The sequence below is a fragment of the Pseudomonas sp. KUIN-1 genome (assembly GCF_009176725.1).
In the GTDB taxonomy this organism is placed as follows: domain Bacteria; phylum Pseudomonadota; class Gammaproteobacteria; order Pseudomonadales; family Pseudomonadaceae; genus Aquipseudomonas; species Aquipseudomonas fragariae.
On sequence record NZ_AP020337.1, the window covers coordinates 607,302 to 631,087 of the forward strand.

Sequence of the window (23,786 nt, forward strand, 5' to 3'; positions counted from 1 at the left end):
CGGGGGCTGCGACTGAAGGCCTCAATTAATCAGGTGCAACGGGCAGCAACGCTGTAGATAAATATGCGAGGCGGCGAAAGAGACGTTTCGTACACCGTCTGGCGGGCCGCCTTGAGTGACATTTCAGCGCGTCGAGCCAATCCTTGGTCATTACGTTATAATCCCGCCCTTTAGCTGCCCTCAGCCCGCTGTGCGGGGGCACACCTTTTCCCGGGCGCCCTGCGCCTGCATGCAGACTAAAGAGGCTAGACATAGTGGCATTGACGATCCTTGGCCTGTCCGGCGCCCTTAGCCATGATCCTTCCGCAGCGCTTTACATCGACGGCAAGCTGATAGCAGCGGCCGAAGAAGAGCGCTTCGTTCGTGACAAGCACGCAAAGAACCGCATGCCCTACGAGTCGGCGAAGTTCTGTCTGGAGCAGGCAGGCATCAAGCCTTCGGACGTCGACGTGGTCGCGATTCCGTTCGCCCCGATCAGCCTGTTCGGCAAGGCCCGCTGGCATTACGCCAAGCGTTACTGGTACGCACCGGATCGCGCCCTCGATGCGCTGCTGATGGGCAATCGCCGTTACAAGCGCTACCGCAACAAGATTGTCTGGTGCCTCGAGCAACTGGGCTTCGATCCGAAAAAGATCAAGATCGAGCCGGTCGAGCATCACCTGGCCCACGCTTCCAGCGCCTACCACTGCTCCGGTTTCACCGAAAAAACCGCGATCATGGGCATCGACGGCAAGGGTGAGTACGCCACGACCTTCTTCGGCTATGGCGAGAACGGCAAGATCCACAAGATCAAGGAATTCTTCGATCCGGACTCGCTGGGCGGCCTGTACGGCGCGATCACCGAGTTCCTCGGTTTCGAGATGCTCGACGGCGAATTCAAGGTCATGGGTATGGCGCCGTATGGCGATGCCAGCAAGTATGACTTTTCGCGTCTGGCGACCTTTGAGAATGGCGAGCTGGTCATCAATACCGAACTGGCCAACGTTATTGGGCTGCGTCGCTACAAAGAGAACGGCAAGGGCTTCTATTTCTCGCCAAAGCTGATCGAGTGGCTCGGCCCGAAACGCGTTGGCGATGTGGCCGACGAACCCTACATTCACTACGCCGCGAGCATGCAGGCGCTGTTCGAAAAGCTCGCGCTGCAGATGATGGATCACTACCTGGGTGACATCCTCAAGGAAACCGGCAAGATCGCTTTCGCCGGTGGTTGTGCGCTGAACGTCAAGCTGAACCAGCGCATCATCGCCCGTCCTGAAGTCAAGGAACTGTTCGTGCAGCCTGCGTCCGGCGATGCCGGTACGGCGGTGGGCGCTGCGGCTTATGTCTCGCACGCCCGCGGTGTGCCGGTCGAGAAGATGGAACACGTCTACCTCGGCCCTGCGTACAGCAACGAAGATGTAATTGCGGCCTGTGCCCGTCACCCGAGCAAGCCGGTCTGGCGCCAGATCGACAACACGCCGGAGCGGATTGCCGAAATCATGGTCAAGGGCAACCCGGTTGCCTGGTTCCAGGGGCGTATGGAGTTCGGTCCGCGCGCGCTGGGCGGCCGCTCCATCATCGGTTGCCCGAGCGTCACCGGCGTGGCCGACCGCATCAACCATCAGATCAAGTTCCGCGAGCGCTGGAGGCCTTTCTGCCCGTCGATGCTCGACACCGTCGCCCCGCAGATGATCAAGATCGATCACCCGGCGCCGTTCATGACCTTCACCTTCGAAGTGGCCGAAGAGTGGAAAACCCGCGTTCCGGAAGTCGTCCATGAAGACGGCACCTCCCGTGCCCAGGTGCTCAAGCGCGAATACAACCCGCGCTATTACGACATGATGAAAGCGCTGGAAAACCTGACCGGCAATGGCGTGTCCCTGAACACCTCGCTGAACCGCCGTGGTGAGCCGATGATCTGCTCGCCGACCGATGCGCTGAACATGTTCTTCGGCTCGGACCTCGAGTACCTGATCATGGAAGACATCCTGGTGGTTAAAGAGGGCGTCGAGGCTTATGACACGCTCGGTTGAACGACACGTACTGCAGTTCTGTCACGGTTATGACGGGCCGTTTCTGGACTGCGCGCGGCAATACGCCAGCCTGTTCGCCGGCAAGGGCTATCGGGTGACGACGGTGTTTCTGACCGGTGCCGCCGATCCGGATGTCGTTGCTGACTGCGGTTCGGACGAAGTGCTGTTCATGGAGTACAGCTCCAGTGCCATTCGTGGCCTGAAGCTGGGCGCCATTCGGGATCTGCGCAAAATTGCTGCCACGCGCAGTTTCAGCTTCTGCATCGCGCACCGCTTCAAGCCGGTGTACATCGCCCTGCTGGCGACGAAGCTGCCGGTGATCGGTGTGCATCATGCGTTCGGCGATTACCACCGGCGCAGTCGCAAGCTGTTCGCCAACCTGTTTCGCAAGCGCCTGAGCCTGCTTGGTGTTTCCGACGCGGTTCGCGACGACATGCGCGGCAGCCTGCCCAAGTGGTCGGCCGAGCGCATTCAGACCCTGTACAACCGGATCGATGTCGAACAACTGCAGGGCAGTCAGTTTTCCGCTGAAGATGCCCGCGCAGAGCTGGGCCTGTCGGCGTCGGCCTGGATCGTCGCCAATGTCGGTCGTCTGCATCCCGACAAGGATCAGGCCACGCTGTTGCGCGGTTTTGCCGAAGCGCTGCCCGATCTTCCCGAGAACAGCCAGCTGGTGATTCTCGGCAAGGGGCGTCTGGAAGAAGATCTCAAGGCGCTGGCGCTGGAACTGGGCATCGGTCCGCAGGTGCTGTTCCTTGGGCAAGTGCCTGACGCGCGCCGCTACTTCAAGGCCTTCGACGTGTTCGCCTTGAGCTCGGACCACGAACCGTTCGGCATGGTCCTGCTGGAAGCGATGGTCGCCGGTGTGCCACTGGTTGCAACCTCATGCGGCGGCGCCAAGGAAGTGGTCGAAGACGTTGGCCTGCTGTTCCCGCTCGGTGATGTGCACAGCCTGGCACACGGCCTGGTGCACATGGCCGGCCTGGATGCCGAACAACGTCAGGATTGTGCCGAGCGCATGCTGTTGCGCTTGCGCGAACGTTTTTCCGATCACGCTGTGCGTAATGTCTTCTGGCGTCTGCCACAAGTCTCCAGCCTGACAGCGGGGGCCTGATGCTCAATCGATTCAAGGGCTGGCGCGAGCGTGGCTGGGTGCAGATCGATGCGGCTGCCTACGAGCAAGCCTGGCAGCGGTTTGGCGGCAGCGTCGCCACTCATCCGCTGGTGGTCGCGCGCCTGTCGGCCTTTTCCGGCATCGCTGTGCGTTATCTGGCCTGGGAGCAGGGCGGTGAAGTAAAGGCCGCGATTGCCACCTGGGGGCGCTCGCTGGCGCTGTCCAAGGACGAACTCAAACGCCACGGCAAGAAAGGGCTGTTCGATCTGGGGAATGCCGAGCTGATTCTGCCGGTGGCCGATGACATCGAGGTGCCGGTCCGGCATCGGGCCCGCTATGTGTCTGCGCTCAACGAAGGCCGCATCAGTACCTTCAAGCCACAGACCGAATCCCTGGCGATGGCGCGTACGCCTGAAGAACTGTCCAAGAAATTTCGTTACAACCAGCGTCGTGAGCTTCGCTTGCTGGAAGAGGCTGGCGGGACGGTAAGGCCTGTCAGCGAGTTCAGCAGCGCCGAACTGGCGAGCATGTACTGCGACCTGTTTCAGCGGCGCTGGGGCTTCGAAGCAACCGGCGCCCGGCACAAAGCCGAGGTCATCGAACTGTTGCGCGAGCTGCTGATCGGTTCGGTGGTGTTTCTCAACGATGCGCCGATTGCCATTCAACTGGTGTATCGCGTCGAAGCGCCGCAGTGGGTCAGCATCGAGTACGTCAACGGCGGTGTCGATCCCCAAACCCGTGATTTCAGTCCGGGCAGCGTGCTCAGCTTCGTCAATACCCAGTCCGCCTGGGAGAACGCCCGCGCACTGGGCAAATCGCTGCGTTTTTCCTTCGGTCGTGCCGACCGCGAGTACAAGGACCGATGGTGCAACCCCGTTCCGGTGTTCCAGATTTGAGTCGCAAGCAGCAGTTGCTCAAGCGCCATCGCCGTAACAAGCGACTGGCGTTGCTGGGTGGACTGCTCCTGCTGATCGCGGTGGGCGTGCTGGTGGCCTGGTGGCTGGCGCCGGTGCTGGCCGTGTGTGCCTGGGTCGCCCATGAGGCCTGGTTCGCCGATCATCTGTTCTATTCGCCGTCTGACGATTATCAGTACACCTTTGCTGCCGACAGCGAAGTGCCGGGCGTGCGCCTTGACGGCGGTACTTTGCTGATCGACCCCGCAGTACAACTGAACGGCGACGAAACGCTGATATTGGCACTGACGGTCAAAAGCACCTGGCTCGGGCGCTTTCTCGATCCGGTGGTCGAGCTGCAAGGTCAGGGCCTCAACGACCAGCAGGCATTCGAGCGCGGCGTCTGCGGCGTGCGTTATCTGAACCTGACCGGCCTGGGCGAGCCGTTGGCCGCAGGTGTGCTGAAACTGCGCGGGCGTTGCTGCCGCCTTGCCGGCACACCTCGTCTCTGGCTGTTTCGCCAACCGGATGCGCGAAAACAGCGTGTCATGGTCATCGCACCGCACGCCGATGATGCCGAGCTGGCCGCCTTCGGGCTGTACAGCCAGGCCGAGGAGGCGTGGATCATCACGCTGACCGCCGGTGAGATCGAGGCCGAGCATTATCGGCAGATGGGCATGGAGCGTGCCGAAGCTGCGCGTATGAAGGGCCGCTTGCGTGCCTGGGACAGTATCGCCGTGGCGCGCTGGGGCGGAGTGCCCGAGTCGCAGTGTGTGCAATTGGGCTATTTCTGCCTGCAACTGCCCGCCATGCAGGCTGCGCCGGATACGCCTGTTGGTTCGCGGGAAGCCGATCTGACCGATACCCGCCTGTTTCGTCAGTTCAATACCCTGCCATTGCCCGGCGACAACGGCCAGCCGACCTGGAATAACCTGCTCGCCGACCTGCGCGCGCTGATTCTCAAGGCCCGGCCGCAGGTTGTGGTGATGCCGCATCCTGCCATCGACCCTCATCCCGATCACATCTGCGCCCAGGCTGCGGTGCGTGAAGCGCTGCTCGGGCTCGAATGGCAGCCGGACGTAGTGCTCGGTTATGCCAATCACCTGCACGACAACGACCGCTGGCCGATGGGCGATGCCTACAGCGGCATCAGCCTGCCGCCGGTCTTCGATGCCACGCTGCCGCTGGTGCCGTACAGCCTTCAATTGTCGGTCGCCGCGCAACGCGACAAGGCCATGGCACTGGGCATGATGCATGACCTGCTGCCACGCATGCCGTTCAAGCGTCGTGTGCGCCGTGCGCTGCAGCGCGTTCTGGCCGGTCGTCACTGGCCAGCCGAGGGCGAAAACGAATTCTTCCGCAAGGCGGTGCGACGACACGAGTTGTTCTGGTGCAGCCGTGATCTCTGATTCAGCAGGCGCAGTACTGCAAGGAAAACCATGAAAGTTCTACTGCTGGTCCAGAAAGAGCAGCGTGCGATTCTGGACCGTCTCTATGACGGCATCGCCGCACATTGTGAATGCGAAGTGCGCTGGCTGAGCTCTGCGGAGCAACGCAACCTGCGTGGTTATTTCCGCCGCGAGGTGGACGTCAGCCGCTATGACCGGATCGTGTTTTTCCTGCGTTTCAAGCAGGAAGTGCGTCAGGTCGGGTTTATCCGCACGATTCCCAATCTGGTCATCCTCGAACACGATGCCTACCAGAACTACATTCCGTGCAAATACACCGGCAAGTTCAGTGCGCACTACCGCAAGCTGCCCTGGGCGCGGGTGATCTGTTCAGGGTTCATGGTCAGCGAGCGCCTGCGCCAGGAAGGCTTCGACGCGGTGTTCGTGCCCAAGGGCTATGACCAGAGCCTGCTGCAGTTGCAGGCACGCGAGCGTGACATCGAACTGGCCTTCGTGGGCAGCACCAACAGCGTCGCCTACAGCGGCCGCAAGGCGTTGCTGGACGAGTTGGGCCAGGTCGAGAACCTGCTCGTCACACGGACCAAGTCCGGCGAAGAGTATTGCGACACCCTGAACCGCATCCGTTTTTTCGTCAGTGCCGACGTGGGCATGGGCGAATACATGATCAAGAATTTCGAGGCCATGGCATGCGGCTGCGTGCTGCTTGCCTTCGATCAGGGCGCTGAAGAAAACCGCGCGCTGGGCTTTGTCGACATGCACAACATCGTGCTCTATCGCGACATTCCCGAGCTTCGCGAAAAGCTGGCGAAATTGCGCGATAACGTCACACTGGCCAGTGAAATATCCTGTAATGGGCAGACTTTGGTCGAGGAACGCTTTACATTCCATGCCCTTGGAAAAGCCATCGTGGACGCCATGCATGCGCCACTGCGCAGCATGCCGGCGGCGAGCTGGATCGATCGCCTGCGGTCACGATTGGGATGGTAGGGAATTATGAATATTCAATGATTGGGAACGAATGATGGTATTCAGCGAAAACAGCGACATTACGCTGGTCGTCACCAGTTGTGGTCGATTCGACCTGTTGAAGCGCACCCTGGAAACGTTCGACCATTTCAACACTGCGCCCATACGCCATGTGCTGATTACCGAAGACTCCGGCGATGACCGGGTTCAGGCATGCATTCCCGAACACTGGCACCCGCATACGCGCTTCATCATCAACAACCCCAAGCTGGGGCAGATGCGCTCTGTCGACGCGGCCTATTCGCTGATCGAAACGTCCTGGGTGTTCCATTGCGAAGATGACTGGGATTTCTACCGTCCGCACTTCATCGAAGAGTCGATGACGCTGCTGGAAAACGACCCTCAGGCCTTGCAGGTCTGGTTGCGCAGCTACAATCATGATCTGCGTATCCACAGCCCTTACGTTTACCTGAACGAGCGTGAAGTGGTCGAGGGTATCGCGTTTTACAAGTTGGGCTCGCACAAGCCGGAATGGCAGGGGTTTTCCTTCAATCCTGGGCTGCGCCGCCTGGCTGATTACCAGCAGCATGCGCCTTATGCCGAACACGGTGGCGAGAAGAAACTTTCACAATTATTCGCTGCACAAAACCGTTACGCTTTGATTCTGGAAAATGATGCCGTGTTGCACACCGGGTTTGGTGAGCACGTGGAGGTGCCGCAGGAGCGGCTTGACAAACAGCGTCGCAAACGTCGGGATCGCATCAAGCTGATCGTCGCTGTGCTCGCTGGCCTAGTAGCAGGTTGGTTGCTTAATAATGTCAGTTGACCCGATAAGAGTACCCGGCAGCAAAGTACAGCAGTACTTCACCGCTGCCATCGTCATCTTCCTGCTGAGTTTCATCCTCAACCCATCAGCCAAGATCACCAACAATCTGTTTTATGCATTCACGGCGCTGCCGGGCTTGTTCTTTCTGATCAAGTACCGAGCCGCTGGCGTGTTTGCCAAGCCACTGGGCATTGCCTGGGCGGTGTTCATGGCCTGCTTTCTGGTCCCCGCGCTGCAGGCGCAGGAGTTCCAGTATTACAAGCACATCATCTACGTCAGCCTGTTTGTCTTTGTCGTGGCCGGGATTACCGACAACGGCTTCTTCAGGCGCGGGGTCTTCGTGCGCAGCATGTTCTGGGCCATATGCCTGTACATCCTGCTCAGCAGCATTCACAGCTGGGTGACCGGGCAGTTCGAATTCGGCCAGCGTGTGGCGATTCTGCCGGGGCGAATGGAGAACGTGATCTACGCCAGTGCCTGGCTGGTCTGCAGCCTTGCGTTGGCCATGCCGCTGTGGGCAAGAGAGCGTCGCTGGGTCGAGGCTGTCTGCGCCGTTCTTGTCACCCTGGTGATATGTGCCTTCGTAGTGCAGACGCGTACTGCACTGGTGGGTTGCGCCGTTCTGTTTGCCGTCTGCACCGCCTATTCGCTGTACCGTTTCCCTCTGCGTACGATAGTGGCTTTGTTGGCGCTTGGCGTTGTGGCGGCAGCAGCCTTCTGGTTCGTCAAGGATGAACAGTGGGTCGCGCTGCTGACGGCCAGAGGTGATTCCTACCGCATCGAGCTGTTTGAAATCATGACCGGTGAATGGCGTCGCTGTGGCTGGATGCTCGGCTGCGGTGTCGATTTCTATACGACCCAGACCCTGACGGGCGGCATACCGATCCAGCACCCGCACAATATTTTCGTGTCGCTGGGGCTGTATACCGGCGCGGCGTCGCTGGTGATGTTTCTGGTCGTGATGGCGATGACGCTGTGGGACGCCTTGCGCAACGGCGATGCCTGGGGTCTTTACCTGGTATGCGCGCTGGTCATGCTTAACTTCGACGGTGGCCAGCTGGTCGGTAATCCCGACGAGCTCTGGGTGCTGGTGCTGTTACCGGCGACCATGGTGCTCGGGAGAGTGGTGCAGACGCATCGGCTCAGGCAGCAGCAATAGCATCAAAAAAATGGCCGCTTCGAAAGCGGCCATTTTTCATGGGGCAGGTTATTGAACAGCCTGGGCCAGTTCAGAGGTATCGCAGAGGGTCTGAGCGCTCATGTAGCCATCGAGGAAGGCCGGGTTGCCGTTGTCCAGCAGCCATTGGCGGTCTTCCTGATAGCGCAGCATGTGCTTGAAATTGCGCAAGCGGAGGCTTTTGCGCAAGGCGCGGCGATAGGTTTTCATGTCGGCGATGTCAATCAGGCCGAGGCTGCCTTCCGGCGTGAGGATCACGTTGCCAAGATGGGCCGAGCGAAAGTAGATGCCCTTTTCGTGCAACCCGGCAATGAAGCTTCCCAGTTGCATGCGCAGCTTGTCGTCGGCAACCGCGCTGCCCAGCAGCTGGCGCAGGGTGAAGCCTGCCAGCGGATCATAATGCACGGCATCGCGCTCGATCTCGGCGATGCGGCAGACTGTGCGTACCCGCGGGCAGGGAATACCGCGTCTGGCCAGCGTTTCACAGTTGTCTGCGAAGCGCTGCGCGTAGGGGTACCAGGCTGCGGAGCTGACAAGGCGTTTGCGCCGAAACAATTTCAGCATGGAGCCGTCACGCAGACGGAGTACCTTGTCGCCCGTGCCGTCGGCTTCAAGTACTTCGGCACCTTGAACCCGTTCAAGGTAATGGGCGTGGTCAAGCGCTTGCATCGATACTCCGGTTTTTACGCCCCAGGGAATGGACGAGCCGCCTATGTTACCGCAGCAGGCAGCCGCGAAAACCGCTGTGATACAATTCGGCCTCTTTTTAACACGACGGATTCTCATGACAACCTCCGAATCGTCCGCAACCTCCAGCGTGAAAATCTATTTCCGCCTGTTGTCTTATGTGCGTCCGTATGTGGGCATTTTCCTGCTCAGCATCATTGGTTTCGTGATCTTCGCCTCGACCCAGCCGATGCTCGCCGGCATCCTGAAATATTTCGTCGACGGCCTGACCAATCCCGAAGCGGTGCTGTTTCCCAATGTCCCTTATCTGCGCGAGTTGCAGCTATTGCAGGCCGTGCCGCTGCTGATCGTGCTGATTGCCGCATGGCAGGGGCTGGGCTCCTTTCTGGGCAACTATTTCCTGGCCAAGGTTTCCCTGGGGCTGGTGCATGACCTGCGGGTAGAGCTGTTCAACAAGCTGCTGGTGTTGCCCAATCGCTACTTCGATACAACCAATTCCGGTCATCTGATCTCGCGCATCACCTTCAACGTCACGATGGTGACCGGCGCTGCCACCGATGCTATCAAGGTGGTGATTCGCGAAGGCCTGACCGTGGTGTTCCTGTTCATCTATCTGCTGATGATGAACTGGAAGCTGACACTGGTCATGCTCGCGATCCTGCCGTTGATTGCCGTGATGGTCGGCACCGCGAGCAAGAAATTCCGCAAGCAGAGCAAGAAGATCCAGGTGGCGATGGGCGATGTCACGCATGTTGCCTCGGAAACCATTCAGGGCTATCGCGTAGTCCGCAGCTTCGGTGGCGAGGCCTACGAGCAGGCGCGCTTTGCCCAGGCCAGCAACAGCAACACCCAAAAGCAGCTGCGCATGACCAAGACCGGCGCCATCTACACGCCGATGCTGCAACTGGTGATCTACAGCGCCATGGCGGTGCTGATGTTCCTGGTGCTGTTCCTGCGTGGTGAAGCGACTGCGGGTGATCTGGTTGCCTATATCACCGCTGCGGGCCTGCTGCCCAAGCCGATCCGGCAGCTGTCGGAAGTCAGTTCGACGATCCAGAAAGGCGTCGCCGGTGCCGAGAGCATCTTCGAACAGCTGGATGTGGAAGAGGAAGTCGACACCGGCACCATCGAGCGTGAGCGCGTGACCGGCCACCTCGAGGTGAAGAACCTCAGCTTCTTCTACCCGCAGACTGCGCGTCAGGTGTTGAACGACATCAGTTTCTCCGCCGCGCCGGGGCAGATGATTGCCCTGGTAGGACGCTCCGGCAGCGGCAAGTCGACCCTGGCCAACCTGATCCCGCGTTTCTACGGGCACGACATCGGCAACATCCTGCTCGATGGCGTCGAGATCAACGATTATCGCTTGCGTAACCTGCGCAGGCACATCGCTCAGGTCAATCAGAACGTCACGCTGTTCAATGACACGATTGCCAACAACATTGCCTACGGCGATCTGGCCGGTGCGCCGCGTGCCGACATCGAAGCGGCTGCCGCTGATGCGTACGCCAAGGAATTCATCGACCAGTTGCCGCAGGGTTTCGATACCCAGGTGGGCGAAAACGGTGTGCTGCTGTCCGGCGGTCAACGCCAGCGTCTGGCCATTGCCCGCGCGCTGCTCAAGAACGCCCCGTTGCTGATTCTCGACGAAGCCACCTCGGCGCTGGACACCGAGTCCGAGCGGCACATTCAGGCGGCGCTGGATCACGTCATGAAGGGCCGTACCACGCTGGTCATCGCCCACCGCCTTTCGACCATCGAAAAGGCTGACCTGATTCTGGTCATGGATGCCGGGCAGATCGTCGAACGCGGTACGCACACCGAGCTGCTGGCGCAGAACGGCTATTACGCCCGCCTGCATGCCATGGGGCTGGACGAGCCAGCGCCTGCCGGCGCGGTTTGACCTCATTATCAGGCGGGCTGACACAGCCCGCCTGCCTTTCAGCGGTGTGATTCAACAGCCTGTCGGTTGCAAACCCCTGTGCTAAGATTCCGCCCCTGTCCATTTTTCAAGTACGGGTTGTTCCATGAAGCTATCCATGCCGCGCTTTGATCAGGCCCCTGTCCTGGTGGTGGGCGATGTCATGCTCGACAGATACTGGCATGGTGGTACCTCGCGTATTTCCCCTGAAGCGCCAGTGCCTGTGGTCAAGGTCGATCAGATCGAGGACCGTCCGGGTGGCGCTGCCAACGTGGCCTTGAACATCGCTGCGCTGGGCGCACCGGCTTCGCTGGTCGGTGTGACGGGGGATGACGAAGCTGCCGAGAGTCTGACCAACAGCCTCAAGGCTGCTGGCGTGCTGGCGCGCTTTCAGCGCATCGCCGATCAGCCGACCATCGTCAAACTGCGTGTCATGAGTCGCCACCAGCAGCTGTTGCGCATCGATTTCGAAGAACCGTTCAGGACCGACCCGCTGGCCCTGAGCGCAGAGGTCTATAGCTTGCTGGATGGCATCAAGGTGCTGGTCCTGTCGGATTACGGCAAGGGCGCACTGAAAAACCATCAGGCGCTGATCCAGGCCGCCCGCAAGCGCGGCATTCCGGTGCTGGCCGACCCCAAGGGCAAGGATTTCGCGATCTATCGCGGTGCCAGCCTGATCACACCGAACCTCAGCGAATTCGAAGCCATCGTCGGCCATTGTGTCGATGAGGCACAACTGGTCACCAAGGGTGCGCAGTTGATGCAGGAGCTCGATCTCGGCGCGCTGCTGGTGACCCGTGGCGAGCATGGCATGACCTTGCTGCGTCCTGATCAGCAGGCGCTGCACCTGCCGGCGCGTGCCCGCGAAGTGTTCGATGTGACCGGCGCTGGCGATACAGTGATTTCTACCCTGGCTGCGGCGATCGCTGCCGGCGAAGAGTTGCCGCATGCGGTAGCGCTGGCCAATCTGGCCGCGGGCATCGTGGTCGGCAAGCTGGGCACTGCGGCCATCAGCGCACCCGAGCTGCGCCGTGCCATTCAGCGCGAAGAGGGCTCCGAGCGCGGCGTGCTGGGGCTGGAGCAACTGCTGCTGGCGGTCGACGATGCGCGCGCGCACAAGGAAAGGATCGTCTTCACCAACGGCTGTTTCGACATTCTCCACGCCGGTCATGTGACCTATCTGGAGCAGGCGCGCGCCCTGGGTGATCGCCTGATCGTTGCCGTCAACGACGATGCGTCCGTCAGCCGCCTGAAAGGGCCGGGCCGACCGATCAACAGCGTTGAGCGGCGCATGGCGGTGCTGGCAGGTCTGGGGGCCGTGGACTGGGTCATCAGCTTCCCGGAAGGAACCCCTGAAAACCTGCTGACTCACGTCAAGCCCGATGTGCTGGTCAAGGGCGGTGACTACGGTGTTGACCAAGTGGTCGGTGCCGATATCGTTCAGGCGTACGGCGGCGAAGTGCGTGTGCTGGGGCTGGTGGAAAACAGCTCCACCACCGCGATCGTCGAAAAGATTCGAGGGCAGGGGTAGGGGTTAGTTGCAAGCTACAAGCTGCAAGCTACAAGCTACAAGCCACAGCAGATCAAATCAAAAGGCTTGAGGCTTGAGGCTTGAGGCTTGAGGCTTGAGGCTTGAGGCTTGAGGCTTGAGGCTTGAGGCTTACAGCTTGCCACTAATGGAGTGCAACAACTCCCGGGCCTTGCCGGTCAGGCGTTTGAGTCCTGACTTCTTCGCCGGTGGGGCCATGCCCTGCTGACGCAGCCAGTCCTTCCAACGAATCCGCTCTTCACGCACCACCCAGCCATCCTGCGCGGCGAAACTCTCGGCCAGGTACAGCCCTCTCGTGCCGGCCGGGATCAGCTTGTCGCGCTTGAGCGTGTACAGCTCAGGCAGGGGCGCGCCATTCTCCAGCGGCATCAGGTACAGGTCAGGCTTGCTGCGGTTGAGGCGGGCGACCAGTTGATCGTTTTCCAGGGCTTCGTCGACATGGAAAAGGCTGACCGGCCGCGCTTCCTTGGGGATTTCCAGGCGCATGTCGTAAATCAGCTGCAACGACGCCGTGGGCAAATGCACATAGGCCCGTGGGCGTTCCAGCAGGGTCAGGCTGCCGGTTCGAACAGGTCTCGCGGCGCCGGAGAGGGGGCTGAGGCGAAACGGCATGGCCTCGCGATAATGCAGCGCGGCAGCATAGGGCGCAGGTAGCCAGGTCTCCTTGAACAGCCCGCTGAGCCAGCCCTGCGGTGTTTCGATCAGGCACTCTTCGGCCACTTCCTGAATCGCGGTGTGCAGCGGCAGTGTCAGCTCATGGGCCGGGACATAACCCGAGATCAGCTTGAGTACGACGTCGCCGCGGTCCTGACGACGCTGGCGGACCAGCACCCAGTAATCGCGATTCTGCCAACTGACGGTCAGGCGAACGGACACCCCCAGATTGGCCAGCTCGGTGGCGAAACGTTCGGTGTCCGGCACGTCGATCTTGCGCCGCCGCTGCAAGGTTTGCGCGAAGTTCATCGGCATGCCGACGCTCTGGTAGCTCAGGCTTTCCGGAGTGGCCTCGACAAACAGCGGCAGTGTCTTGAAGTTGCTGGGATTCTTCCGGATCAGTGTTCGCGGCATAACGGCTCCTTCTTGCGTTGGGGTCGGCCGCCTTAATCAGGCTTGACGGCAAATCACGGCAGCGGCAGTTGCAACGTTGTGTGCCAGGTGCAACGGGTTGATGGTGCCGACAATAGCACTGGCAACCGCCGGATGTTCAAACAGTAGCTGGAAACTGGCGTGGACCGGGTCCGTGCCGGGTGTCAGGCAGACATGACCACTGGCCAGCGCTTTCTTCACCAGAATGCCCTTGCCATGAGCCTGCGCGTAATCCAGTACCGGCTTTTCGTCCTGCTCGTTGAGGTTGTAGGTGACCATTGCGCAGTCACCCTCACGCAGCGCCAGCAGGCCGCCTTCGACGGTCTTGCCGGAAAAGCCGAAGCCACGAATCTTGCCTTCGCGCTTGAGGTCGGCGAGCGTCTGATACACCTCGGCATCGTTGAGGATCGCCAGATCATTGCCGTCCGAATGCACCAGAACCAGATCGAGAAAGTCAGTTTCAAGACGTTTCAGGCTGCGCTCGACCGATGTGCGTGTATGGGCGGCACTGAAGTCATGGCTCGACTGGCCGTTGACGAATTCCTCGCCAACCTTGCTGACGATCACCCAGTCCTGGCGCTGACCACGCAGCAGCGGCCCCAGGCGTTCTTCGCTGGTGCCGTAGGCGGGCGCCGTGTCGATCAGGTTGATGCCCATGTCGCGGGCCATGCGCAGCAGCATCTGCGCCTGCTGGTCATCGGGAATCTTGAAGCCGCTGGGGTATTTGACGCCCTGGTCGCGCCCCAGTTTGACGGTGCCCAGCCCCAGCGGCGATACGTTCAGGCCGGTACTGCCCAGCGGGCGATGCAGATCGTGCAGGGTTTTCAGGCTCATGGCAGCAGTTCATCCCAGACAGGTATGGCCATCGGAGGCCGTGGCACATCGCTCAGCGCAGCTTGTGGGGTCGGGTGGATGCCGTCTCTGGACAGCTGCGACAGGACTCGGTCGGCGAAGTCCGGAGCCAGTGCCAGCTTGGTCGGCCAGCCGATCATCAGGCGTTGCTGGCTGTCGAGGAAGGCGTTGTCCGGGCGCACCAGTCCTGATTGAGCCGGCTCGGCACGATCAACACGCAGGGTCGCCCACTGCGCCTGACTCAGGTCGACCCACGGCAGCAGCGCTTCAAGCTCTTTGCGCGCGACGGCGATCTGCGCGTCCGGTTGGCGCGCCACGCCATCGGCTTCGGCCAGATCGCCACCCAGATACCACACCCACTGGCCGTCTGCGGCCGGGTGCGTGGTCACGGTGATGCGTGGCTTGGGGCCGCCACCCAGGCAATGAGCGTACAGCGGCTTCAGGGTCGGCCCCTTGACCAGCACCATGTGCAACGGGCGGCGTTGCATCTGCGGTTGCGACACGCCCAGTGCGTTCAGCAGGTCGGCATTGCCACCTCCGGCACTGAGCACAATGCGCTGCGCATGGATATCGCGACCATCGACGCGCAGACCGATCAGTTCATCGCCCTCGAAGAGCGGCTCGATGTGCTGACCGGCCAGCAGGCTGTCACCGGCCAGCTCGGCAAGCCGCCCGATCAGGCTGGGTACATCGACCACCAGCTCGGCAAGCCGATAGACCTTGCCTTTGAATTTTGGGTTTTGCAGGGCCGGCGGCAGTTGCTCGCCCTTGACCTGATCCACACGACCGCGCACGGCCTTGCTGGCGAAAAAACTGGTGAGGTTGCCGGCGATGGTGCCTGGTGACCACAGGTAATGGGCCTCGGACAACAGGCGTACACCGGACAGGTCCAGCTCGCCCTTGCCATCGAGGGCCTCACGCCAGCGGCGCGGCATGTCGGCAATGGCTTCGGAGGCACCGGACAGCGCGCCGTGCAGCGCGTACTTGGCGCCGCCGTGGATGATCCCCTGAGACTTGAGGCTTTGCCCGCCACCCAGGCTGGCGCTTTCTACCAGCACTGTCGAGAACCCTTGACGACGCAACCGGGCATTGAGCCAGAGACCGGCGACGCCAGCCCCGACAATCAGCACGTCAGTGGAAATAACCGATGGCATGAGCACCTCAGTGAGCGAAAAGTACCAGCATTATAAAGGATCGGGTTTTCAATGCCCGGCGGTTTTCGAGAACAGCTGAATGACCGCCACGCCCGCCACGATCATGCCCATGCCCAACAACGCGGGCAGGTCGAGTTTCTGGCCGTAGATGAAGAACGCCGCGATGCTGACCATGACAATGCCCATGCCCGACCAGATGGCGTAAGTGATGCCCACCGGGATCGTGCGCATCACCAGAATCAGCATCCAGAACGCGATCGCATAGCCGGTAATCAACAGCACCAGGGGCAGCGGGGTGCTGAACCCCTTCACGGCTTTCATGGACGTGGTGGCGATGACTTCCGCGCAAACGGCGATAGCCAACAGGTAATAAGCGTTCATGGTGCATTCCTTTTCGTCAGGCTGCGCATTCTAGCGACTTGTGATGGCGGGCTGATAAACTCCGCGCCCATGAATAGAACTCTTTATACCGTACTGTTTCATCTCGGCCTGCCACTGGTTGCCCTGCGCCTGTGGCTGCGGGCGCGCAAGGCCCCGGCGTATCGCCAGCGCATCGGCGAGCGCTTCGCCCGCGGCTTGCCGGTCATGCAGCGGGGCGGTATCTGGGTGCATGCGGTGTCGGTGGGTGAAAGCATCGCCGCCGCGCCGATGATTCGCTCGCTGCTGGTGCAATATCCGCAGTTGCCGATCACTGTGACTTGCATGACGCCCACAGGTTCGGAGCGAATCAAGGCGCTGTTCGCCAGCGAGCCGCGGATTCAGCATTGCTACCTGCCCTACGACCTGCCGTGGGCGGCCGCTCGCTTTCTCGATCAGGTGCAGCCACGGCTGGGCATCATCATGGAAACCGAACTGTGGCCCAACCACATCCATCAGTGTTCCCTGCGCGGGATTCCCGTGGTGCTCGCCAATGCCCGGCTGTCGGAGCGTTCGGCGCGGGGTTACGCACGCTTTGCCTGCCTGACACGACCTATGCTCGCGGAAATGGCCTGGTTCGCGGTGCAGACTGAAGCTGAGGCGCAGCGCTTTCGTGATCTGGGCGCACGTCCCGAGTGCGTGGCGGTGACCGGCTCGATCAAGTTCGACCTGAGCATCGACCCGCAACTTCTGCAGCGTGCCGCCCAGCAGCGTGAACAATGGCAGACCACGCAGCGGCCGGTCTGGATCGCGGCCAGCACGCATGCGGGCGAGGATGAAAGCGTGCTGGCGGCTCATCGCACGTTACTGACCAGTCACCCCGACGCGCTGCTGATTCTGGTGCCGCGTCATCCCGAGCGTTTCGACAGCGTGCATACGTTGTGTCAGCAGCAGGGTTTTGCGACGGTAAGACGCTCAACCGCGCAGGCTGTCACAGCGGATGTTTCGGTGCTGGTGGGCGATACCATGGGGGAATTGCTGTTTCTCTATGCGCTGGCTGACATCGCTTTCGTTGGCGGCAGCCTGGTGCCCAACGGCGGGCACAACCTGCTGGAGCCTGCGGCGCTGGCCATGCCGGTGCTCAGCGGCCCGCACCTGTTCAACTTCCTCGAGATCGCCGCCCTGCTGCGCAAGGCCGGTGCGTTGCAAGAGGTCAATGATGCAGCAGCGCTGGCCACCGCCGTGCAGGGCCTTTTCGACCAGCCGCAGCAGGCGCGCAACATGGCTGATGCCGGGCTTGCGGTGATGAAGGCCAATCAGGGCGCGCTGCAACGCCTGCTCGACGGGATCGGGCGGTTGATGGGCAAACGCTGAATCGGGAGGACGCAGAGCGTCCGGAACGGCATACCGACGCAGAGCGTCGGCACGATAGTTGAGATTCTCGTTCCTCACGCTCCAGCGTGGGAATGCCTTGGGTGACGCTCCGCGTCACAAATCTGCGTCGCGCTGCATGACTTGAAGTCGGGCGCAGAGCATCCAGAGCGGTCAGCAATCTCAGCGCTTTGCAGGCCGTTCGAAGTTCTTCTGCGCAGCAGTCGCCAGGTCCGGCGGCAGGAAGTCCTTGTCCGGGTTGTAGTCGGCCTTCAGGTAGCGCGACAGGTCCTGCAGGTCGCCCGGGTTCAGGGTGCCTGCTGCCTGCTTGAGGCGCAGGTTGTCGAGGATGTAGTCGTAACGCGTGTTGTTGTAGTCACGCACCGAGGCATACAGCTGGCGTTGCGCATCCAGCACGTCGACGATGTTGCGGGTGCCGACCTGATAACCGATTTCTGTGGCTTCCAGCGCGCTCTGGTTGGAAATGACCGACTGCTTGCGGGCCTGGACCTGCTCCACGTCGGTATTCACCGCGCGATGCAGGTTGCGGGTGTTTTCCACCACCTGACGACGCAGGCTTTCACGGCGCTGCTCGCTCTGGCTCAGGCGCGCATAGGCTTCACGTACCTGCGAGCTGGTCAGGCCACCGCTGTAGATCGGGATATTCAACTGCACGCCAATGCTGCGCTGCTCGACGTCGCCGCCGTAATTGCGCCCGGTGTAGTTGGGGTTGCTGAAACCCAGTGCATCGTTATCGCCACGCTGATAGGTCGCCACGGCATCGAGCGTCGGCGCGTGTCCGGCCTTGCGCTGGCGCAGGGTTTCTTCGGCGGCATTGACCGCGTAGTTGCTGGCCAGCAGATTGAGGTTCTGCTGCGCGGCAGTATCGACCCAGGCCTTGGCATCATTGGGCGTCGGCGCCAGCACCGGCAGGGTATGCACGATGCCTTCGATCGAGTTGTATTCGCGGTTGGTCAGCGTCACCAGCGCCTGAAAGGCATCCTCGACCTGACGTTGGGCAAGGAGTCGGCTGGCGCGTGACGTGTCGTAGCTGGCTTGCGCCTGCAGCACATCGGTCTTGTCCGACAGGCCGACATCGAAGCGCTCGTTGGCCTGATCCAGCTGGCGCTTGAAGGCCGCTTCCTCGGCCTTGGTCGAAGCCAGGTTGTCCTGTGCACGCAATACGCTGAAATAGCTTTGTGCCGATTGCAGGATCAGATTCTGCTCGGTAGCCGACAGCTCCAGTGCCGCCTGTTCGTTGCTCGCTTCGGCAGCCTGCAACTGGAACCAGCGGTCGGCGCGGAAGATCGGCTGGCTCAGCGTGGCCTGGTAGAGGTTGCCGCTGCGGCTGGCCACGGCTCTGGGCTGATCGATGCTGGTGCGGGTGCTGCTGTTCTGGGCGCTGCCGGAAATGTTCGGCAGCAAACCGGCGCGGGCCTGCGGCACGGCTTCCTTGCGCGCATCGTAATCGGCGCGCGAGGCCGCGAGGTCGGCGTTGTTGTCCACGGCCTGCTGATAAACGCTCAACAGCCCTGTCTGCGTTGGCATCGGCAATTCTGCTGCCCAGGTCAACCCGCTGGACGCAAACGAAACAGCCACGACCAACGAAAGTTTGCGCAACATGAGGCATTCCCTGTTCATGAAGAAAATAATTACAGTTCGGGTTGAAGAGAAACCGGGCTAGGGAGTGTAGAGCCAGACGCTTTTGGCAACAATCGTCGATTTGCGCCATTTATCGAGCCCCGTGCAAATAGGCTGGCGTTGCGACGGCACCCCGTCATAGACTGGCGGCGTTCTTGTCGGGGTGCCTTGCTATGAGGCTGAGATCGGTTAAACCGGATCCCGTTGAACCTGATCAGGTTAGCGCCTGCGTAGGGAACAAGATTTCTCGTCTCCCGGCGAGTCCTCTTGAGTGCCGTCCGGGGTCGATTGTTCAAATAATGAACAGTTTCGCCTCCTTTCGCTACTCAGCACCAGCACTGGTGCACCCGTCCGTCATGTCAGGTCACTCCGACAATAAATCCGCAACTGGATGTCTGGAGAGCCGTGATGAGTATAAAAGCAAAAAACGCAGCCCATTTGAGCGAGTCGGCGCAGGTCGATTCCGGATCGGTACAGCCGTTTACCCGTTCGCAGAAAATCTACGTTCAGGGCTCGCGCCCGGACATCCGCGTGCCGATGCGCGAAATCACCCTGGATGTCACCCCGACTGACTTTGGCGGCGAGATCAACGCCCCGGTCACGGTCTATGACACCTCGGGGCCCTACACCGACCCCAATGTGATCATCGACGTGCGCAAAGGCCTGGCTGACGTGCGCTCGCCATGGATCGACTCGCGCAATGACACCGAGCGTCTGCCGGGCCTGAGTTCCAACTTCGGCCAGCAACGCCTGAGCGATGCCGAGCTCACCGCGCTGCGCTTTGCCCATGTGCGCAACCCGCGCCGGGCCAAGGCCGGTGCCAACGTCAGCCAGATGCACTATGCGCGTCAGGGCATCATTACCGCCGAGATGGAATACGTCGCCATCCGCGAGAACATGAAGCTTCAGGAAGCCCGCGCCGCAGGTCTGCTGACCCAGCAACATGCCGGGCACAGCTTTGGCGCGAGCATTCCGAAGGAAATCACTGCCGAGTTCGTGCGTGAAGAGATTGCCCGGGGCCGCGCGATCATCCCGGCCAACATCAACCACGTCGAGCTTGAGCCGATGATCATCGGCCGCAACTTCCTGGTGAAGATCAACGGCAACATCGGCAACAGCGCACTGGGCTCTTCCATTGAAGAAGAGGTCGCCAAGCTGACCTGGGGTATCCGCTGGGGCTCGGACACGGTCATGGACCTGTCCACCGGCAAGCACATTCACGAAACCCGTGAGTGGATCATCCGCAATTCGCCGGTGCCGATCGGTACGGTGCCGATCTATCAGGCGCTGGAAAAAGTGGGTGGTGCAGCCGAGGACCTGACTTGGGAGCTGTTTCGCGACACGCTGATCGAGCAGGCCGAGCAGGGCGTCGATTACTTCACCATCCACGCCGGAGTGCTGCTGCGTTACGTGCCGCTGACCGCCAAGCGTGTCACCGGTATCGTCAGCCGTGGCGGTTCGATCATGGCCAAATGGTGCCTGGCGCACCACAAGGAAAACTTCCTTTACACCCATTTCGAAGACATCTGCGAAATCATGAAGGCCTACGACGTCAGCTTCTCGCTGGGCGACGGCCTGCGTCCGGGCTCGATTGCCGACGCCAACGATGCGGCGCAGTTCGGCGAACTGGAAACGCTTGGCGAACTGACCAAGATTGCCTGGAAACATGACGTGCAGACCATGATCGAAGGCCCCGGCCATGTGCCGATGCAGTTGATCAAGGAAAACATGGACAAGCAGCTGGAATGCTGCGACGAAGCGCCGTTCTACACCCTGGGCCCGCTGACCACCGACATCGCGCCGGGTTACGACCACATCACCTCGGGCATCGGCGCGGCCATGATCGGCTGGTTCGGCTGCGCCATGCTGTGTTACGTCACGCCCAAGGAGCATCTGGGGCTGCCGAACAAGGATGACGTCAAAACCGGGATCATCACCTACAAGATCGCGGCCCATGCGGCGGACCTTGCCAAAGGCCACCCGGGTGCGCAGATCCGTGACAACGCGTTGAGCAAGGCGCGTTTCGAGTTCCGCTGGGAAGACCAGTTCAACCTCGGCCTGGACCCGGACACCGCGCGTTCGTACCACGACGAAACCCTGCCCAAGGATTCGGCCAAGGTCGCGCATTTCTGCTCCATGTGCGGGCCTAAATTCTGCTCGATGAAGATCACTCAGGAAGTCCGCGAGTACGCCGCCAATCAGCGCATCGATGCGGTAGACGTCGACGTCGCCAAGGGCCTGGCCGAACAGGCCGAGCGCTTCAAACAGGAGGGTAGTCAGCTGTACAAGAAGGTGTAAAGGGCGATAGCCCGTCGTTATGCACAGTTCCGCTTTGATTCTGCCCGAAGGGCGTAGGAGCGACCGGGGCGGCGATCCGCATTGTTCGCGAAAGGGCTTGGCTTCTGCCCGAAGGGCGTAGGAGCGAACTTGTTCGCGAAAGCTTTATTCCGGGCGATACATCTTCAGCGGATGTAACGACCCTTTCGCGAACAAGTTCGCTCCTACGGCCTACAACCAGAAGCCCGCTCTGCGTCCGATTCTGAGGGTGCAGTGCGGCTTCACCCGGTTCCTTGACTTCCCACACGAGACACCCCTGTGAATACACCCGGCACCTATTCTCCCGATACCCCTGTCCCCGCCAGCCAGCGTGTGTTCGGCGGGCGGGATCTGTTTTCCCTGTGGTTTTCCCTCGGCATCGGCTTGATGGTGTTGCAGACCGGTGCCTTGCTGGCACCGGGGCTGGGCATGTCCGGCTCGATGCTGGCAATTTTCCTCGGCACGCTGGCGGGCGTCTTGCTGCTCGCCAGCGTTGGCGTGATCGGCAGCGATACCGGCCTGTCGTCCATGGCCGCGCTCAAGCTCAGCCTGGGCAGCAAGGGCGCGTCGCTGCCAGCGGTCTTGAACCTGCTGCAACTGATCGGTTGGGGGGCGTTCGAGATCATCGTCATGCGCGACGCAGCCAGTCTGCTCGGCGCGCGGGCCTTTGCAGAGGGCAGCCTGTGGAGCAGTCCGCTGCTCTGGACGCTGCTTTTCGGCGCACTGGCCACGTTGCTGGCGGTCAGCGGACCCTTGACCTTCGTGCGCCGGTTTCTGCGCAAGTGGGGCCTGTGGATACTCTTGACGGCGTGTGCATGGCTGACCTGGAACCTGCTGGCCAAGGCTGATCTGCCCGCGCTGTGGGCAACGTCCGGCGATGGTTCGCTACCGTTTGCCTCCGGGTTCGACATTGCCATCGCCATGCCGCTGTCGTGGCTGCCGCTGATTGCCGACTACTCACGCTTCGGGCAGCGCGCGAAAAGTGTCTTCGCTGGCACCGCTACTGGCTTTTTCATCGGCAACTTCTGGCTGATGAGCCTGGGCGTCGCCTACACCCTGGCGTTCGCCCCGAGCGGCGAGGTCAATGCCTTGCTGCTGGCACTGGCCGGCGCAGGTCTGGGTATCCCGCTGCTCCTGATTCTGCTGGACGAGACGGAAAATGCGTTCGCCGATATTCACTCGGCTGCGGTCTCCAGCGCGCTGCTGTCACGCATCAAGGTCGAGTATCTGGCGTTGGTGATTGGCGTGATCTGTACGCTGATCGCCTGTCTGGCACCGCTGGCGCAGTATCAGAACTTTCTGTTATTGATCGGCTCGGTATTCGCGCCACTGTTCGGCGTCGTGCTGGTTGACCATTTCATCCTGCGTGGTCGCAGTGGTCAGGCAGCGGAGGGCGGTTTGCGCTGGATGAGCCTGCTGGCGTGGCTCGGCGGGCTCAGCACCTACCACCTGCTGGCCAATCTTTATCCGGAAGTGGGCGCAACACTGCCAGCGCTCATTGTCGCTGGCGTGTTGCAACTGCTGATCGGCGGTGCGATCAACCGCGGCCGGGGAACAGTTCCGGCTTGAGGATGCCATTGAGCTGAGGATAAGGAATCTTCAGCTCGATGTGACCCATCGAATACGGCGCGATGGTATCGACCGAGTACTTGAGGATCACTGCACCGTAGGTCAGCGCAATGTGGGGCGTGCGCTTGAACGGCCAGGTCTTCATGAACTCGCTGTCTTCATTCATCTTGGTCGATACCAGCCAGCCCTGGTGGGCCAGTTGGGCTTTCTGCCAGAACTCGCTTTCCTTGCCCGGGATGATCATGTCAGCCAGGGTCAGGACTTTCTGCTGCTGACGCGAATAGTTGATGAACGCCCGACCCGGGTTGCCGTGGGCACCGCCGGTCTCCAGATAGCTGGACAGTTCGACCACTACGATACCGTCATGCTGCTCGCGTACCTTGGCCTGCAGATAGCTGGCGTTGCGACCCTGGGCCTGACTCAGGAACTGTTCCTGATAGGCTTTGATCGACGCAGGTGGCGATGCGCTGCTGTCGGCAACGGTCAATTGCAGCAACGTCTTCTGAACGATGGCGTCCAGTCGCGGCTCATCGGGGAAGTGCACGGTATCGATGTTCACCAACGGGCAGTCGGCCGTGGTGCAGCCCGGCTTGATCAGCTCGGAAGCATCGCGCTGGACTTGCAGCGGTGTGCGCATGTTGGGCGTGAAGAGGCTTTGGCAGGCGCCGAGCAACAGGGCCAGGCAAGCCAGTGAAGTGATCCTCAATAACGACATGTTGATCCTTGGCAGTGTCAGTAAAGGCGGTTGCGTTGTACGTATGCAGGCTGGTTGGACTGTAGACAACGTCTTCGGTTCGATCATGGCAGATTAGAATTGTTTTAAGTCCCGGCCGTCTACCCTGCATCTTCAAGGGGGCTGCATCTGACTGCCGATGCGCGTTAGGATGGC

Annotated in this window: 19 protein-coding genes and 1 riboswitch; of the genes, 12 read left to right on the forward strand and 7 right to left on the reverse strand. The window is 61.0% G+C overall.

Annotated elements, in window-relative coordinates; genetic code table 11:
- Positions 1–254 precede the first annotated feature (254 nt).
- The 7 genes from KUIN1_RS02880 to KUIN1_RS02910 are packed head-to-tail and all read left to right on the forward strand — an operon-like array spanning position 255 to position 8,379.
- Positions 255–2,012 carry a carbamoyltransferase family protein gene (locus KUIN1_RS02880; RefSeq protein ID WP_003431977.1) on the forward strand — a complete coding sequence of 586 codons (1,758 nt, stop codon included), beginning with the start codon at positions 255–257 and terminating at the stop codon, positions 2,010–2,012.
- Positions 1,996–3,126 carry a glycosyltransferase gene (locus tag KUIN1_RS02885; protein ID WP_054091676.1) on the forward strand — a complete coding sequence of 377 codons (1,131 nt, stop codon included), beginning with the start codon at positions 1,996–1,998 and terminating at the stop codon, positions 3,124–3,126. Before KUIN1_RS02880 ends, KUIN1_RS02885 begins: the two co-directional genes overlap by 17 nt.
- Positions 3,126–4,022: an antimicrobial resistance protein Mig-14 gene (locus tag KUIN1_RS02890; RefSeq protein ID WP_024651305.1), complete on the forward strand. Its 897-nt coding sequence runs from the start codon at positions 3,126–3,128 to the stop codon at positions 4,020–4,022. The genes KUIN1_RS02885 and KUIN1_RS02890 overlap by 1 nt, the downstream gene beginning before the upstream one ends.
- Positions 4,019–5,428 (forward strand): PIG-L family deacetylase, encoded by a 1,410-nt coding sequence (locus tag KUIN1_RS02895; RefSeq protein WP_011266469.1) that lies wholly within the window; start codon positions 4,019–4,021, stop codon positions 5,426–5,428. Before KUIN1_RS02890 ends, KUIN1_RS02895 begins: the two co-directional genes overlap by 4 nt.
- 30 nt (positions 5,429–5,458) lie before the next feature.
- Positions 5,459–6,415 carry a glycosyltransferase family protein gene (locus KUIN1_RS02900; protein WP_024643004.1) on the forward strand — a complete coding sequence of 319 codons (957 nt, stop codon included), beginning with the start codon at positions 5,459–5,461 and terminating at the stop codon, positions 6,413–6,415.
- A 31-nt stretch (positions 6,416–6,446) separates the two neighbouring features.
- Complete coding sequence (locus KUIN1_RS02905) at positions 6,447–7,220, forward strand: glycosyltransferase family 2 protein (RefSeq protein WP_003404680.1); 774 nt, start codon at positions 6,447–6,449, stop codon at positions 7,218–7,220.
- On the forward strand, positions 7,210–8,379 hold the full coding sequence (locus tag KUIN1_RS02910) for a membrane protein (protein WP_024643005.1): 1,170 nt from the start codon (positions 7,210–7,212) through the stop codon (positions 8,377–8,379). Before KUIN1_RS02905 ends, KUIN1_RS02910 begins: the two co-directional genes overlap by 11 nt.
- 48 nt (positions 8,380–8,427) lie before the next feature.
- Here KUIN1_RS02910 and KUIN1_RS02915 read toward each other — a convergent pair whose 3' ends face one another.
- Positions 8,428–9,066 carry a toluene tolerance protein gene (locus tag KUIN1_RS02915; RefSeq protein WP_024651302.1) on the reverse strand — a complete coding sequence of 213 codons (639 nt, stop codon included), beginning with the start codon at positions 9,064–9,066 and terminating at the stop codon, positions 8,428–8,430.
- A gap of 115 nt (positions 9,067–9,181) precedes the next feature.
- Here KUIN1_RS02915 and msbA point away from each other — a divergent pair, with 115 nt between their 5' ends.
- Both msbA and hldE read left to right on the forward strand, forming a co-directional pair.
- The gene (msbA, locus tag KUIN1_RS02920) at positions 9,182–10,984 is read left to right on the forward strand and encodes a lipid A export permease/ATP-binding protein MsbA (RefSeq protein WP_058822310.1); all 1,803 of its coding nucleotides are present in this window, start codon (positions 9,182–9,184) and stop codon (positions 10,982–10,984) included.
- A gap of 124 nt (positions 10,985–11,108) precedes the next feature.
- Positions 11,109–12,533 carry a bifunctional D-glycero-beta-D-manno-heptose-7-phosphate kinase/D-glycero-beta-D-manno-heptose 1-phosphate adenylyltransferase HldE gene (gene hldE, locus KUIN1_RS02925; protein ID WP_003404685.1) on the forward strand — a complete coding sequence of 475 codons (1,425 nt, stop codon included), beginning with the start codon at positions 11,109–11,111 and terminating at the stop codon, positions 12,531–12,533.
- Positions 12,534–12,662: 129 nt separating this feature from the next.
- Here hldE and KUIN1_RS02930 read toward each other — a convergent pair whose 3' ends face one another.
- From KUIN1_RS02930 to KUIN1_RS02945, 4 genes are read right to left on the reverse strand one after another with little or no spacing between them, the layout of a single operon-like run.
- A complete protein-coding gene (locus KUIN1_RS02930) occupies positions 12,663–13,619 on the reverse strand; it encodes a hypothetical protein (RefSeq protein WP_003404692.1) in 957 nt (318 codons plus the stop codon).
- 36 nt (positions 13,620–13,655) lie between these two features.
- Positions 13,656–14,471 (reverse strand): aldo/keto reductase, encoded by an 816-nt coding sequence (locus KUIN1_RS02935; protein WP_116886841.1) that lies wholly within the window; start codon positions 14,469–14,471, stop codon positions 13,656–13,658.
- Complete coding sequence (locus tag KUIN1_RS02940; RefSeq protein WP_003414437.1) at positions 14,468–15,643, reverse strand: NAD(P)/FAD-dependent oxidoreductase; 1,176 nt, start codon at positions 15,641–15,643, stop codon at positions 14,468–14,470. The genes KUIN1_RS02935 and KUIN1_RS02940 overlap by 4 nt, the downstream gene beginning before the upstream one ends.
- Before the next feature lie 48 nt (positions 15,644–15,691).
- Positions 15,692–16,024: an SMR family transporter gene (locus tag KUIN1_RS02945; protein WP_003346798.1), complete on the reverse strand. Its 333-nt coding sequence runs from the start codon at positions 16,022–16,024 to the stop codon at positions 15,692–15,694.
- Positions 16,025–16,093: 69 nt separating this feature from the next.
- Here KUIN1_RS02945 and waaA point away from each other — a divergent pair, with 69 nt between their 5' ends.
- A complete protein-coding gene (waaA, locus tag KUIN1_RS02950) occupies positions 16,094–17,374 on the forward strand; it encodes a lipid IV(A) 3-deoxy-D-manno-octulosonic acid transferase (protein ID WP_116886839.1) in 1,281 nt (426 codons plus the stop codon).
- Positions 17,375–17,554: 180 nt separating this feature from the next.
- Here the strand turns inward: waaA and KUIN1_RS02960 are convergent, their stop codons facing one another.
- Entirely contained in the window at positions 17,555–18,994 is a 1,440-nt protein-coding gene (locus KUIN1_RS02960; protein ID WP_116886838.1) for a TolC family outer membrane protein, read from the reverse strand.
- Between the two features lie 167 nt (positions 18,995–19,161).
- Positions 19,162–19,266, forward strand: a riboswitch (TPP riboswitch).
- Between the two features lie 154 nt (positions 19,267–19,420).
- Here KUIN1_RS02960 and thiC point away from each other — a divergent pair.
- Complete coding sequence (gene thiC / locus KUIN1_RS02965) at positions 19,421–21,310, forward strand: phosphomethylpyrimidine synthase ThiC (protein ID WP_003402862.1); 1,890 nt, start codon at positions 19,421–19,423, stop codon at positions 21,308–21,310.
- 297 nt (positions 21,311–21,607) lie between these two features.
- The gene (gene cytX, locus KUIN1_RS02970) at positions 21,608–22,897 is read left to right on the forward strand and encodes a putative hydroxymethylpyrimidine transporter CytX (protein WP_057458079.1); all 1,290 of its coding nucleotides are present in this window, start codon (positions 21,608–21,610) and stop codon (positions 22,895–22,897) included.
- Here the strand turns inward: cytX and KUIN1_RS02975 are convergent.
- Positions 22,866–23,612 carry an RsiV family protein gene (locus KUIN1_RS02975; RefSeq protein WP_003402864.1) on the reverse strand — a complete coding sequence of 249 codons (747 nt, stop codon included), beginning with the start codon at positions 23,610–23,612 and terminating at the stop codon, positions 22,866–22,868. The genes cytX and KUIN1_RS02975 overlap by 32 nt on opposite strands.
- Between the last annotated feature and the right edge of the window lie 174 nt (positions 23,613–23,786).

Excerpts from the sequence above, each read along its gene's own strand:
- KUIN1_RS02885 (WP_054091676.1), top strand. The coding sequence starts at position 1,996 with ATGACACGCTCGGTTGAACGACACGTACTGCAGTTCTGTCACGGTTAT.
- waaA (WP_116886839.1), top strand. The coding sequence starts at position 16,094 with ATGAATAGAACTCTTTATACCGTACTGTTTCATCTCGGCCTGCCACTG.
- KUIN1_RS02960 (WP_116886838.1), bottom strand. The coding sequence starts at position 18,994 with ATGTTGCGCAAACTTTCGTTGGTCGTGGCTGTTTCGTTTGCGTCCAGC.
- KUIN1_RS02945 (WP_003346798.1), bottom strand. The coding sequence starts at position 16,024 with ATGAACGCTTATTACCTGTTGGCTATCGCCGTTTGCGCGGAAGTCATC.
- KUIN1_RS02915 (WP_024651302.1), bottom strand. The coding sequence starts at position 9,066 with ATGCAAGCGCTTGACCACGCCCATTACCTTGAACGGGTTCAAGGTGCC.
- KUIN1_RS02905 (WP_003404680.1), top strand. The coding sequence starts at position 6,447 with ATGATGGTATTCAGCGAAAACAGCGACATTACGCTGGTCGTCACCAGT.
- KUIN1_RS02890 (WP_024651305.1), top strand. The coding sequence starts at position 3,126 with ATGCTCAATCGATTCAAGGGCTGGCGCGAGCGTGGCTGGGTGCAGATC.
- KUIN1_RS02910 (WP_024643005.1), top strand. The coding sequence starts at position 7,210 with ATGTCAGTTGACCCGATAAGAGTACCCGGCAGCAAAGTACAGCAGTAC.
- KUIN1_RS02975 (WP_003402864.1), bottom strand. The coding sequence starts at position 23,612 with ATGTCGTTATTGAGGATCACTTCACTGGCTTGCCTGGCCCTGTTGCTC.
- KUIN1_RS02900 (WP_024643004.1), top strand. The coding sequence starts at position 5,459 with ATGAAAGTTCTACTGCTGGTCCAGAAAGAGCAGCGTGCGATTCTGGAC.
- KUIN1_RS02930 (WP_003404692.1), bottom strand. The coding sequence starts at position 13,619 with ATGCCGCGAACACTGATCCGGAAGAATCCCAGCAACTTCAAGACACTG.
- KUIN1_RS02935 (WP_116886841.1), bottom strand. The coding sequence starts at position 14,471 with ATGAGCCTGAAAACCCTGCACGATCTGCATCGCCCGCTGGGCAGTACC.
- hldE (WP_003404685.1), top strand. The coding sequence starts at position 11,109 with ATGAAGCTATCCATGCCGCGCTTTGATCAGGCCCCTGTCCTGGTGGTG.
- msbA (WP_058822310.1), top strand. The coding sequence starts at position 9,182 with ATGACAACCTCCGAATCGTCCGCAACCTCCAGCGTGAAAATCTATTTC.
- thiC (WP_003402862.1), top strand. The coding sequence starts at position 19,421 with ATGAGTATAAAAGCAAAAAACGCAGCCCATTTGAGCGAGTCGGCGCAG.
- KUIN1_RS02940 (WP_003414437.1), bottom strand. The coding sequence starts at position 15,643 with ATGCCATCGGTTATTTCCACTGACGTGCTGATTGTCGGGGCTGGCGTC.